The sequence below is a fragment of the Streptomyces sp. NPDC101490 genome, from assembly GCF_044767145.1.
In the GTDB taxonomy this organism is placed as follows: domain Bacteria; phylum Actinomycetota; class Actinomycetes; order Streptomycetales; family Streptomycetaceae; genus Streptomyces.
In genome coordinates, this window is record NZ_JBIWNI010000002.1 from 252,895 (window position 1) to 265,291 (window position 12,397).

Consider the following 12,397-nt stretch of genomic DNA (forward strand, 5'->3'; position numbering starts at 1 on the left):
ATTCTTCTTTATCCGGCCGGTCCGTCGACCGGCCGGGGACAACAATTCCGTACGGGCGTCTCCCGCGACCACCACGTTCAGTCGCTCTTCAGGTGACGAATTCCTGTCCTAGATGAATCCGAGGGAATTCGGCGGCGTCCCGCCAGGCCGAGGACCACGGGTCCGGCGACGCCCGCGAGCCCGCCCGCGACGAGGACGGCGAGGAGGACCCAGCGGATGACGCCGAGGACCTCGGAGGGGGTGCTGCCGGTGCCCGCCAGATGCTCCCCCGGGGTGCCGGTGGTGCCGGTGCCGCCGCCGGTGGTGGCCGGGGGCGGGGCGGCGGAGGAGGGGGTCGCGGTGCCGCCGGCCGCGCCGGAGGTGGCCGCGCCGGAACCGCCGGAACCGCCGGTGGAGCCGGTCGTGCCTCCGGTGCCGGTGGCGCCGGAGTCCGGGCCGCCCGGGCCGCCCGAGCCCGTGGAGCCCCCGGACGTGGAGCCGCCGGACGTGCCGGGGCCGGTGGGGGCGCCGCGTTCGAGGCGGTCGGCCGCCGACGCGGCCAGGGTCCGCAGCTTCTGGGGCAGCGGGGCGTAGCCGTAGGGCAGTTCGCCGGGTGCGGTGCCCTGCTTCTGGCCCGGTCCGGCCGCGTACCGGAGCACGCGCGCGTAGTCCCGGCGGGCGTCGGCGGGCAGCTTGACGGAGGCGGCGGCGTAGGTCACCACGGTGAGCGGGTAGGCGTCGCCCCGGGTGCGGGCGGGGTCGGCGGCGAGGACGCCGGGGATGGCGGAGTCCTTGTACTGGCCGACCGCCGCGAGCAGGGAGGTGGTGGTGGGCCGGACGTAGGTGCCGTCCGCGTTGGGCAGGGCGGCGACCTGGAGCTGGTAGCGGACGGCGGAGGCGGCGTCGGTGAGGCCGTAGGCGCGCCGCTCGCCGGGGAGGTACTCGGGGCCCGAGAGTTTCAGTCCGCCCGCCGCGGTGGGGTCGTCGAGGGCCTCGTACTTGGCGTTGTTGGTGCCGCGCCGGACCCAGCGGGCCGCGTCGTGGAGGTCGACGGCGTACGGGGAACGGTCGATCGCCCCGTAGGTGATGCTTTTCTCGCCGACCTTTATCTCGGTCTCGGTGGGGTCGGCCTTCGGGAATTCGTAGGACCCTTCGGTGACGAGTCCGAGGTCCTTGAAGTGGGGATTGACCTTCATTCCCCAGGGGTCCGGCCGCCCTTCCAGGAAGGCGCGGGACTCGGCGTTTCCGCGCAGATAGTCCCAGACGATCCTGGTGGCGTCGGAGCGCTCGGCGGAGAGCAGTATTCCGCCGGGGTAGACCTGGGGTGCCTGCGGGGAGCGGGCGAACGCGGGGTTGAGTTCCAGGAACTCGGGATCGCGGACGAGGGAGTCCGGGTTGCCCTTGAGGTGATCGGGCGCGGGCCGGTCGTAGGTGAGGTAGCGGACGTCGAGCGGGTACGAGGAGGTGAGCAGTTTCGCCAGGAGGCGCGGGCTCAGCCTCAGGTCGCGGACGAGTCCGATGCCGCCCGCCTCCCAGAAGACGCCGACGGTGAGTCCGCTGACGGCGACCGGGGCGTGGACGAAGCCCGCCTTCTCGCCGCCCTCGACCGGTTCGACGGTGAAGGCGAGTCCGGGGGTGGTGGCGGTCGGGTGGGTGAGGTTGCCCCGGGCCAGTTCCTCGCCGCGCTGGGAGAAGGTGAAGCGGGTGGTGCCGGTGGCGCAGAGCGCCGACTGCCAGGAGGTGACGGCGTCGGTGACGAGTTCGGAGCCGGTCATGCGCCGTTCGGTGCGGTCCGTGGGGCAGGGCTCGCGGACCGGCAGGAAGTCGAGCGGGAAGACGATCCGGCGGTCCCAGTTGGTGGTGGTGAACGGGGAGGTGTTGGGCCGGTGGTCGACACCGGTGGAGCCGTCGGGGTCGTGGGAGCCCCGGGGGACGACCACGAGCCAGCAGCGGCGGCCCCTGACGTCGGTGCCGGTGCCGAGGGGGTCGCCGCAGCCCAGGTGGGGGGCCTCCCGGGTGGTCTGGAGGTTGAAGGCCACCTCGCCGGTGCCGTCGGGCTGGGTGGCGGCGAAGAACTCCTCGTTGGTGTCGCCGGGGCCGAAGTAGGTCCAGTCGGTGGTCTTCTTCGTGGGCGGCCCGGACACCGGCCGGAACGGCACGAAGGGGCTGGTCATCTGGCCCGGGTACTCCGGGCTGGGGATCAGCTCGTCGTACTCCTTCTCCAGCGGGTCGGTGCCGACGAGGAGTTCGCGCCGGGCGATGTGGGTGCCGAAGTTGCCGCCGCTGGTGGCGGCGCCTCCGAACTGGCACTGCTCGCGCTCCGGCCCGGTGGGGTCGTCGCCCCAGCACTGCATGATCTGGAGGTAGTCGCTCTTGCGCCCCTGGGTGGGCGTCCCGCCCCGCCAGGTGACCTTGAGGCCCTGGGCCCGCAGGTTCCGCGTCTGGTGGACGGTCACTTCGAGGCCGGAGAAGTCGTCGTACGGGCCCTTGGTGCCGTGCTTGGTCGCCGCCGAGTTCCCGGCGGGGCCGGTGGCGGCGGCCGCGGTGCCGCCCGGGGGCAGCGGGAGCAGGGCGAGGACGACGGCGGCGAGGAGCGCGCCGAGCCCCGCCGTCCGGGCGCGGGCGGCCTTCCCGCGCGGGCTCTTCCCGATCGGGCTCTCCGCGCTCGGGCCCTTCGTGCTCGGGTTCTTCATCGGGTGCCTCCGGTGCGTTCGGCGCGGGCGGCGAGGGCGCGGCCGACGAGCGGGGGCGCGACGACCGTGGCGAGGAGCAGGAGGGCGGAGAGTGCCATGAGCAGGCCGCGCAGACCGCCTCCGGTGTCGGCGGCGAGGGTGACCGGGGTGCCGACGATGCCGCCGCCGTCCTGGCCGGTGCCGGTGGCGCCGCCGCCACCGGATCCACCGCCGCCGCTGCCGAGCGCCTCTCCGGTGTCGGGGTCCACACCGCCGCCGGTGGATCCGGCGGCGCCGCCCGAGCCGGTCGCTCCGCCGGAGGCCGCCGTACCACCACCGGTCGAACCACCGTTGTTCGTACCGCCGTTGACGCCACCGGTCGTACCACCCGAGGAGGATCCGGAGCCGCCGCCGGTCGAACCGCCACCGCTGGCACCGCCGTTGCCGCCACCGGTCGAACCACCGCCGGACGTACCGCCGTTGGAGCCCCCGTTGTTCACAGGGGTGTCGTTGCCGCGCGCGCCGCCGGTTCCGTCGGCGCACTGGGTCGTGCCGCGCTTGTCACAGGCCTTGGGCATCGGAGCGTTCTTGGCGAGGGTGTTGGTGCCGTCCGCCGAGAAGGTGGGGTTGCGGCAGTCGGACAGGTCCACGGCGCCGGTGGGCGCGCCGGGTATCCGGCGGATCTGCTCGAAGCCCGCCTGGACGAGGTTCCTCGGCAGCGGCGAGTAGCCGAGCTCCTCGGCCTGCTGCTGGCCCTCGCAGAGGAAGTAGCGGGCGAAGGTGCCGAGCGAGCGGCCCTTCTCCCGGGTGTGCGGGGCCGTCTCGCTGGTGGGGACGACCATGTAGCTGTAGCTGGAGAGCGGGTAGCCGCGCCGGTCGGTGGTGCGGTAGACGCCGTCGAGGATCTGGGTGAGGTAGTCGGTGGAGTTCTTGTCGTCTTCGATCCGGGCCCGGAGCAGGGCGACGGCGACGCTGGAGGCGGTCGGCTCGACGTAGTACCCGGAGGAGTTGAGGATCTTGGCGACGGGGAAGTGCGCGTTCATCGCGTACGAGTACTCGACGTAGGTGATGGCGCCCTCGCCCTGCGGCTGGCGGACGTGCGCGGAGACGCCGAGCGAGCCGGACTTGGCGACGGTGGTCGCGCCGGGCACCACGGGGAAGTACGAGGTCATGCCGCAGGGCGTCTGGCGTCCGGCGCGGCGGCAGTAGTCGTTCCAGACCCCGCTCTGCTCCTTGGCGAGCCAGGTGGTGAACTGGGCGGTGGTGCCCGAGCCGTCGGAGCGCACGACGGGCACGATGCGGCGGGCCGGGAGGACCAGGCCGGGGTTGTCGGCCTTGATCTCGGGCGCGTTCCACATGGTCAGCTCGCCGGTGAAGATCCTCGCCAGGACGGGGCCCGAGAGCCGCAGGTTGGTGACCTGACGGCCGCTGATCCGCAGGTTGTACATGAAGGCGGTGCCGCCCGCGACGATCGGCATGTACGCGTAGCCGCGGCCCGGCGGCACATCGGTGGCGTTGCCGTCCTTGAGGCCGTACGGGATCTCGGAGACGGCGAAGTCGACGGTGCCGTTCTTGAACTGCTCGCGGCCCTGGGAGGAGCCGTTGGCGTTGAAGTTGACGGTCAGGCCGATGTTGGCGCCGATGTTGCGGCGCCACTGCTCGACGGCGTTGGAGCTCCAGGTGGAGCCGGAGCCGGTGATCTTGGTGTATCCGGCGGCCTGCGCGGCGGGCGGTCCGACGAGCAGGGCGAGCACCGCGCTGAGCACGGTGGCGAGGCCCAGCAGGACGCGGACGGGCTGGACGGCGGTTCTCACTGCGAGCTCCTCGGTTCTGCGGTTCTCACGGCGTGCTCCTCGGGTCTGCGGTTCTCAGTCGAGCTCCTCGGTTCCGCGGTTCTCACGGCGAGTTCCTCGGGTCTGCGGATCGGTCCGGGCGGGCGGCGGACGGCCCGGCGGCGAAGGCCCCCGCGCCGGTACGGGCGGCGTCCTGGCGGGCGGCGTCCTGGCGGGCGGCGTCCCGCCGGGACGCGAGGGCCCGGCGCCGCTCCTGGCGCTTCGTCAGCTGTCCGGGGCCGCGCCCGCCCGCGATCCGGGCGAGGACGAAGAGCAGCAGCACGAGCAGCATGAGGACGGCGGCGGTGCCGAACCCGCGCGCGATCATGTTCGGTTCGGGTGACTTGACCAGCTCGAAGGTGGCGAGCGGCAGGGAGACCTGGGCGCCGGAGGTCGGCAGGACGTTCAGCTCGGCGGTGAACCCGGCGGTGAGCAGCACCGGGGAGGTCTCACCGACCCCGCGCGCGGTGCCGAGGATGACGGCCGTGGTGAGTCCGGAGCGGGCGGTCGGCAGGACGACGTGCCAGACGGTCCGCCAGCGCGAGGACCCCATGGCGTACGAGGCCTCCCGCAGGGTGCCGGGGACCAGCCGGATGACGACGTCGGAGGCGCGGATGATGATCGGCAGCATCATCACGGAGAGGGCGAGGGAGGCGGCGAAGCCGGAGCGCTCCATGCCGAGGCCCAGGATGACGGTGGCGTAGACGAAGAGGCCCGCGACGATCGAGGGCAGGGCCGTCATGGCCTCGACGATCGTACGGACGAGGCGGGCGAAGGGGCCGGGCACCTCGTTGAGGAAGACCGCGCAGACGATGCCGGAGGGCACGGTGAACGCGAGGGCGATGCCGACCTGTTCGAGGGTGCCGACGACGGCGTGCAGGACGCCGCCGACGTCGAGGGGTTCGAGCGGCCCCGCGAGGCTCATGTCCTGGGTGAAGAAGTTGAGGTGGACGAGGGCCGCGCGGCCCTCCCAGAGGGTGAAGGCGACGACGAAGACGAGGACGGCGAGGAGGAGCAGCCCGGAGCTGCGCACGACGGCGCCCGCGATCCGGTCCCGTACGACGGGCCCGTCCTCGTCGAAGGAGACGAGCAGCGCGTAGAGCCCGAGGAAGAGGACGTACGCGACGAGGACGGCGCCGACGGCGCCGCTGAAGGGCAGCAGGCGGGCGAAGAGCAGCCAGGTCAGGGCGAGCGAGGCGGCGGCGGCGCCGAGCACGGCGTACACGTCGGAGGCACGGGAGCCGCCGGTGGTCCGCCGGTGTTCGGGTCCGGGTGGCGGGGCCTGCTCGGCGGGCGGGCGCAGGGCCGGCCGCTCCGGGGCGATGGTCATGTCGGTGGGGTCCCCCCTTGGGGAGCTACGCGTCGCTGGTGGCGCCGGAGCGGCTGCGGGCGACGATGGACGAGGCGGCGAAGTTGACGATCAGGGTCATGACGAAGAGGGCGAAGCCCGCCGCCATCAGGGCGGACATGCCGAAGGGCGTGGCTTCGCCGTAGCGCAGGGCGATGAGGGAGGACACCGAGCTGGTGCCGGTCTGCAGGACGTGCCACTGGATGGTGAAGACCTGCGAGATGACCATGTAGACGGCGATGGTCTCGCCGAGGGCGCGGCCGAGGCCGAGCATGGTGCCGCCGATCATGCCGCCCTTGCCGAAGGGGAGGACGACGCTGCGGATCATGCCCCAGCGGGTGGCGCCGAGCGCGTAGGCGCCCTCGCGTTCCCCGGCCGGTGCCTGGGAGAAGACCTCGCGCATGATCGAGCAGATGATCGGCGCGACCATCATGGCGACGACGAGTCCGGCGACGAAGGTCGACGAGGTGTAGACGGTGGGCGGGGCCAGTGGGTCGTCGGGGTCGGCGCCGTCGACCCGGAGGAAGGGGATCCAGCCGAGGTAGGAGGCGATCCAGCGGGCGGTCGGCAGGATCGATTCCTCCAGCCAGAAGACGCCCCACAGTCCGTAGACGACGGAGGGCACGGCGGCCATCAGGTCGACGGTGGAGATCAGGGTGCGGCGCAGCCGGGGCGGAGCGTACTCGGAGATGTAGAGCGCGGCTCCGGTGGCGAGCGGCACGGCCACGGTGATCGCGACGAGGGCGATGAGGACGGTGCCGAGGAGGACGGCGGCGATGCCGAAGCGGCCGCCGTCGGGTTCCCAGCTCTCGGTGGTGAGGAAGGAGGGTCCGGCGCGGTCGAGCGCCTGCCAGGCCCGGTGGAGCAGGAAGCCGCCGACGAGGAGCATGACCGCGAGGACGAGGCCGCCGCCGGTGCGGGCGACGGTGCGGAAGACCCGGTCGGGAAGGCCGGGGTCGGCGTGCAGCCGTCTCGGCGTGTCGGGCGGCGGTTCCGCCGGGCTGCCGGACGGCCGTCTGCCGTGCGGTGGGTCAAGGGTCTCGGTCGTCACGGTGAGGACGTAAGTCCCGCCGGGTGGACTCGTCCGCCACGCCATGTGAACGAGGGGCGTGCGCGGGGCAACTTTCGTTCACCGGAGGGCTGTTGAGGCCCATCTGGGGCCTTCTTCGGCGATCAGCGCGCGGAACCGCGCATAGGCGGCGCGGCAGGTGGAATGGCGCTCGTAGGAGCGTCCGGAGAGGGCGGCGGTACGGCCTTCGGCGTCGCGCAGCAGCCACACCCAGCCGTTGCCGCCGGGGGTGTGCTGCACTCCCCCGGCCAGGTCGTCGTGTCCGGCGCACAGGGCGGCGAAGGCCGCCCGGCATCCGGCGTGGTCGTCGTAGCAGCCCCCCGACCGCGCGACGACCCTTCCGTTCTGGGCGACGAGCCGCCACCCGTAGTGTCCGTCGGCCCCCAGGTCGACCAGACAGCGCGTTCCGGACACACCGGTGTCCTTGGTCATCGCCCCCACCCCCACAGTCTCGGCAGGGGCAATCTATTGAGACGCGCGTGACGGTTGGGAGATAAACCATTTCCGGGTGGCACGCTTCACCGTGCCGTTGCCCCTAGGACACCGGCGGCCCCGGATCAGGGGCCCGAACCGGTCAGCCCGTCGAGAACAGGACGATCAGGAGCAGCAGTCCGGCCACGGCGGGGCCGATGATCTCGTACGCCCAGCGCACCGTGACCTCGCCGCGCGCCCCCGGCGCACGGGCGTGCCGGGAGGCCATCTCGCGCAGATCGGCGACGGTCTGGTCGGTGGGCGCGGTCCGCGCGTTCCGGTCCCGTACGTCGGCGGAGGTGGAGGTCCGCCCGTGCGGGTCGTCCTGCGAGGCGCGCATGGCCCGGCGGGCGGCCTTCTTGCGCTGGCGCAGCGAGACGGGCACCGCCCACAGCTGGTACTTGGCGCCGTCCCGGGCGAAGACCTCGCTGGAGTATCCGGCCCGGATGTCGACGACCTGCGCCCAGGGCAGGGTGATCGAGCGGAAGGGGTTGCGGATGTGGAGCCGGTCGTCGTTCGCGCGGACCACGGGCCGGATCGTGAACGCCACGACCAGGGGAACGACGAAGACGAGCCCGGCGAGCGCGAACCAGGGCGACCGGCCCTCGCCGCGGATCATGGAGTCACCGGCGAAGAAGGTGGTGAGGAGCAGCAGGAAGACCCCGCTCGCGATGCCGAGGGGCGAACGGAACACCTGGTCGGCGGAGGCGGCGGACGGCTTCTCCTGTTTCGGCTCCCGGCTCGGCTCGGGGCGGGGCTCGGGGGTCGGCTCGGGGGTCGTCATGCCGCCGATTCTGCCTCAGCGGGACGACGGGGGCTCAGGCGGCCCGCACGGGGGCGCGACGCGCGCGGGCATGCGGGGGCGCGGCGCGCGCGGGCATCCGAGGCGGGTGGGGCGTACAGGCCCGGGTGAGGCGTACGGGCTGTGCGGGGCGTACGAGCCCGTGCGAGGCGTGCGGGCTGTACCGGCCGGGCGAGGCGTACGGGCCGTACGGGCGGTGCAGGGCGTAATGGGCGTACTGGGCGTACTGGGCGTACAGGCCCGCCCGAGGCGTGCGGGCTGTACGGGCCGGGCGAGGCAAGCAGGGCGGGCAGGGTGTACGGACGAGCCGTACGGGCCGGGCGAGGCGTGCGGCCCGGGCGAGGCGACGGGCCCATGCGCCCGGCCTGGCCCCCGCGTCCCCCGGCCGGGCCCACGCGCCCGGCAAGTCCCGCGGCCGACGGGTCCACGCGCGGCGAATGCCGCCGCCCGGGCGGCCCCGCCCGTCCCTGCCTCCCCGGCTCCCCCCGGCTCCCCGACACACCCCCGCCACCCGGGCGCCCGGGTGGCGGGGGTCCCACCACCCCACCACCCCGACCCCCGGCACCCCGACCCCCCGCCACCCCACCACCCCACCACCCCACCACCCCACCCGACTGTGACCTCCGGCTCTGCCGCCCCGGTCCCCTGTACAGGTCGCTACGCGCGTAGATATGCTCGACTGGTGACCATGCCCACCACTGCATCCGCAGCACCCTCCTCCGCGGCCTCCGGCGCGGGAGGTGCTCCCTTCGCCGACGTGACCGCGTCCGACGGTGCGCTGCGCCGCTTCCTCCACGGGCTGCCCGGCGTCGACGCCGTCGGCCTGGAGGCGCGCGCCGCCGCCCTCGGCACCCGCTCGATCAAGACCACGGCCAAGGCGTACGCCATCGACCTGGCCATTTCCATGATCGACCTGACGACGCTCGAAGGCGCGGACACTCCGGGCAAGGTCCGGGCGCTCGCCGCCAAGGCCGTCCACCCCGATCCGACCGACCGCGCGACCCCGACGACCGCCGCCGTCTGCGTCTACCCCGACATGGTGGCCACCGCCAGGGCCACCCTCGCGGGCTCCGGCGTCAAGGTCGCCTCCGTCGCCACCGCCTTCCCGGCGGGCCGCGCGGCGCTCCCGGTGAAGCTGGCCGACACGGCCGACGCCATCGCCGCGGGCGCCGACGAGATCGACATGGTCATCGACCGGGGCGCGTTCCTCGCCGGGCGCTACCTGGAGGTCTTCGAGCAGATCGTCGCGGTCAAGGCGGAGTGCGGCGACCGCGCCCGCCTCAAGGTGATCTTCGAGACCGGCGAACTGTCCACGTACGACAACATCCGCCGCGCCTCCTGGCTCGGCATGATGGCGGGCGCGGACTTCATCAAGACGTCGACCGGCAAGGTCGCGGTGAACGCCACCCCGGCGAACACGCTGCTGATGCTGGAGGCGGTGCGCGACTTCCGGGCGCAGACCGGCGTGCAGATCGGTGTGAAGCCCGCGGGCGGCATCCGCACCACCAAGGACGCGATCAAGTTCCTGGTCATCGTGAACGAGACCGTGGGCGAGGACTGGCTGGACAACCACTGGTTCCGCTTCGGCGCCTCCAGCCTGCTCAACGACCTGCTGATGCAGCGTCAGAAGCTGGCGACCGGCCGCTACTCCGGCCCCGACTACGTGACGGTGGACTGATCAACATGGCATCTGCATTCGAGTACGCACCGGCACCGGAGTCCCGGTCCGTCGTCGACATCGCACCCAGCTACGGCCTGTTCATCGACGGCGAGTTCGTCGAGGCGGCCGACGGCAAGGTCTTCAAGACCGTCTCCCCCTCCACCGAGGAGGTCCTCTCCGAGGTCGCCCAGGCGGGTGCCGAGGACGTCGACCGCGCGGTGAAGGCGGCCCGCAAGGCCTTCGAGAAGTGGTCGGCGCTGCCCGGCGCCGAGCGCGCCAAGTACCTCTACCGCATCGCCCGGATCATCCAGGAGCGCAGCCGTGAGCTGGCCGTCCTGGAGACCCTGGACAACGGCAAGCCGATCAAGGAGACCCGCGACGCGGACCTCCCGCTGGTCGCCGCGCACTTCTTCTACTACGCGGGCTGGGCCGACAAGCTGGACCACGCGGGCTACGGGGCGAACCCCAGGCCGCTGGGCGTGGCCGGTCAGGTCATCCCGTGGAACTTCCCGCTGCTCATGCTGGCGTGGAAGATCGCCCCGGCGCTGGCCACGGGCAACACGGTGGTCCTGAAGCCCGCCGAGACGACCCCGCTGACCGCCCTGTTCTTCGCGGACATCTGCCGCCAGGCCGGGCTGCCTAAGGGCGTCGTCAACATCCTTCCCGGATACGGGGAGACGGGCGCCGCGCTGGTCGGGCACCCGGACGTGAACAAGGTCGCCTTCACCGGTTCGACCGCCGTCGGCAAGGCCATCGCCCGGTCCGTCGCCGGTACGGACAAGAAGGTCACCCTGGAACTGGGCGGCAAGGGCGCCAACATCGTCTTCGACGACGCCCCCCTCGACCAGGCCGTCGAGGGCATCGTCAACGGCATCTTCTTCAACCAGGGCCAGGTCTGCTGCGCGGGCTCGCGCCTCCTGGTCCAGGAGTCGGTCCAGGACGAGCTGCTCGACGCGCTCAAGCGCCGTCTGAGCACCCTGCGCCTGGGCGACCCGCTGGACAAGAACACCGACATCGGCGCCATCAACTCCGCCGAGCAGCTGGCCCGCATCACCGCACTGGTGGAGCGGGGCGAGGCGGAGGGCGCCGAGCGCTGGTCCGCCCCCTGCGAACTCCCCTCCTCCGGCTACTGGTTCGCCCCGACGCTCTTCACGAACGTCACCCAGGCGCACACCGTGGCCCGCGACGAGATCTTCGGTCCGGTCCTGTCGGTGCTGTCCTTCCGCACGCCCGCCGAGGCCGTCGCGAAGGCCAACAACAGCCAGTACGGCCTGTCCGCGGGCATCTGGTCGGAGAAGGGCTCCCGCATCCTCGCGGTCGCCGACAAGCTCCGCGCCGGTGTCGTCTGGGCCAACACGTTCAACAAGTTCGACCCGACCTCGCCCTTCGGCGGCTACAAGGAGTCGGGCTTCGGCCGTGAAGGCGGCCGTCACGGTCTGGAGGCCTACCTCGATGTCTGAGTCGACCAACCGTCTGAGCGTCTTCAAGACCTACAAGCTGTACGTCGGGGGCAAGTTCCCCCGCTCCGAGAGCGGCCGGGTGTACGAGGTGACGGACTCGAAGGGCACGTGGCTGGCGAACGCCCCGCTCTCCTCCCGCAAGGACGCCCGTGACGCGGTCGTCGCCGCCCGCAAGGCCTTCGGCGGCTGGTCGGGCGCGACCGCGTACAACAGGGGCCAGATCCTCTACCGCGTCGCCGAGATGCTGGAGGGCCGCCGCGAGCAGTTCGTCCGCGAGGTCGGCGAGGCCGAGGGCCTGTCGAAGTCGAAGTCGGCGGCGGTCGTCGACGCGGCGATCGACCGCTGGGTCTGGTACGCGGGCTGGACCGACAAGATCGCCCAGGTCGTGGGCGGCGCCAACCCGGTCGCGGGCCCGTACTTCAACCTGTCCTCGCCCGAGCCGACCGGTGTCGTCACGGTCCTGGCCCCGCAGGACTCGTCGTTCCTCGGCCTGGTCTCGGTGATCGCCCCGGTGATCGCCACCGGCAACACGGCCGTGGTCATCGCCTCGGAGAAGGCGCCGCTCCCGGCGCTCTCCCTGGGCGAGGTGCTCGCCACCTCCGACCTGCCCGGCGGTGTCGTGAACATCCTGTCCGGCAAGGCGTCCGAGATGGGCCCGCACCTCGCGGCCCACCAGGACGTCAACGCGATCGACCTCACGGGCGCGACCGGGGGCGACCTCGCCCGCGACCTGGAGATCGCGGCGGCGGACAACCTGAAGCGGGTCCTGCGCCCCCGTACCGAGGACTTCACCGCGTCCCCCGGCACGGACCGCCTGACCGCCTTCCTGGAGACGAAGACCGTCTGGCACCCCACGGGTTCGCTGGGCGCGGGCGGCTCCTCGTACTAGCGGACGGCTCCCCCTCACCGGCGGAGCTTCTCGTACGCGCGGACGCCTCCTCGCACCAGAGGCGCCCGAGCGCGGGGAGCACGTCCGTCGCGGGGCCCCGGGGGGCGGGGGGGGGGGGGCGCGGCGGGGGGCCCCGGCGGGCGGCGGGCCCCCCCCCCCCCCCCCGGCCCGCCCGCCCCCCCCCGGGGCGGGGGGGGGGGGGCGGGTGGGTGCGG

General features: G+C 73.0%; 9 protein-coding genes. 3 read left to right on the top strand and 6 right to left on the bottom strand.

The window, feature by feature from the left end; genetic code table 11:
• Nucleotides 1–77: 77 nt before the first annotated feature.
• From ACIRQY_RS04950 to ACIRQY_RS04975, 6 genes are all read right to left on the bottom strand, one after another.
• Nucleotides 78–2,672, bottom strand: a complete 2,595-nt coding sequence (locus ACIRQY_RS04950) for a hypothetical protein (protein ID WP_403922509.1) — start codon at nucleotides 2,670–2,672, stop codon at nucleotides 78–80.
• On the bottom strand, nucleotides 2,669–4,465 hold the full coding sequence (gene pstS, locus ACIRQY_RS04955; RefSeq protein ID WP_403922510.1) for a phosphate ABC transporter substrate-binding protein PstS: 1,797 nt from the start codon (nucleotides 4,463–4,465) through the stop codon (nucleotides 2,669–2,671). Before pstS ends, ACIRQY_RS04950 begins: the two co-directional genes overlap by 4 nt.
• 82 nt (nucleotides 4,466–4,547) lie before the next feature.
• Nucleotides 4,548–5,813, bottom strand: a complete 1,266-nt coding sequence (gene pstA, locus ACIRQY_RS04960) for a phosphate ABC transporter permease PstA (protein WP_403922511.1) — start codon at nucleotides 5,811–5,813, stop codon at nucleotides 4,548–4,550.
• Nucleotides 5,814–5,838: 25 nt separating this feature from the next.
• Nucleotides 5,839–6,882, bottom strand: coding sequence for a phosphate ABC transporter permease subunit PstC (gene pstC / locus ACIRQY_RS04965; RefSeq protein ID WP_351788000.1), 1,044 nt, complete (start codon nucleotides 6,880–6,882; stop codon nucleotides 5,839–5,841).
• A 78-nt stretch (nucleotides 6,883–6,960) separates the two neighbouring features.
• Complete coding sequence (locus ACIRQY_RS04970) at nucleotides 6,961–7,332, bottom strand: DUF1508 domain-containing protein (RefSeq protein ID WP_403922512.1); 372 nt, start codon at nucleotides 7,330–7,332, stop codon at nucleotides 6,961–6,963.
• Nucleotides 7,333–7,474: 142 nt separating this feature from the next.
• Nucleotides 7,475–8,155 carry a PH domain-containing protein gene (locus ACIRQY_RS04975; protein WP_351787997.1) on the bottom strand — a complete coding sequence of 227 codons (681 nt, stop codon included), beginning with the start codon at nucleotides 8,153–8,155 and terminating at the stop codon, nucleotides 7,475–7,477.
• A 706-nt stretch (nucleotides 8,156–8,861) separates the two neighbouring features.
• Between ACIRQY_RS04975 and deoC the strand changes: the two genes are divergently transcribed.
• The 3 genes from deoC to ACIRQY_RS04990 are packed head-to-tail and all read left to right on the top strand — an operon-like array spanning nucleotide 8,862 to nucleotide 12,182.
• Entirely contained in the window at nucleotides 8,862–9,851 is a 990-nt protein-coding gene (deoC, locus tag ACIRQY_RS04980; RefSeq protein WP_351788044.1) for a deoxyribose-phosphate aldolase, read from the top strand.
• A gap of 5 nt (nucleotides 9,852–9,856) precedes the next feature.
• Entirely contained in the window at nucleotides 9,857–11,293 is a 1,437-nt protein-coding gene (locus ACIRQY_RS04985) for an aldehyde dehydrogenase family protein (RefSeq protein WP_403922513.1), read from the top strand.
• On the top strand, nucleotides 11,286–12,182 hold the full coding sequence (locus tag ACIRQY_RS04990) for an aldehyde dehydrogenase family protein (RefSeq protein ID WP_403922514.1): 897 nt from the start codon (nucleotides 11,286–11,288) through the stop codon (nucleotides 12,180–12,182). Before ACIRQY_RS04985 ends, ACIRQY_RS04990 begins: the two co-directional genes overlap by 8 nt.
• Nucleotides 12,183–12,397: the final 215 nt, after the last annotated feature.

What these genes read in the sequence shown, in the direction of transcription:
- ACIRQY_RS04950 (WP_403922509.1), bottom strand. Translation starts at nt 2,672, where the DNA reads ATGAAGAACCCGAGCACGAAGGGCCCGAGCGCGGAGAGCCCGATCGGG.
- pstA (WP_403922511.1), bottom strand. Translation starts at nt 5,813, where the DNA reads ATGACCATCGCCCCGGAGCGGCCGGCCCTGCGCCCGCCCGCCGAGCAG.
- ACIRQY_RS04970 (WP_403922512.1), bottom strand. Translation starts at nt 7,332, where the DNA reads ATGACCAAGGACACCGGTGTGTCCGGAACGCGCTGTCTGGTCGACCTG.
- ACIRQY_RS04975 (WP_351787997.1), bottom strand. Translation starts at nt 8,155, where the DNA reads ATGACGACCCCCGAGCCGACCCCCGAGCCCCGCCCCGAGCCGAGCCGG.
- deoC (WP_351788044.1), top strand. Translation starts at nt 8,862, where the DNA reads ATGCCCACCACTGCATCCGCAGCACCCTCCTCCGCGGCCTCCGGCGCG.
- ACIRQY_RS04985 (WP_403922513.1), top strand. Translation starts at nt 9,857, where the DNA reads ATGGCATCTGCATTCGAGTACGCACCGGCACCGGAGTCCCGGTCCGTC.
- ACIRQY_RS04990 (WP_403922514.1), top strand. Translation starts at nt 11,286, where the DNA reads ATGTCTGAGTCGACCAACCGTCTGAGCGTCTTCAAGACCTACAAGCTG.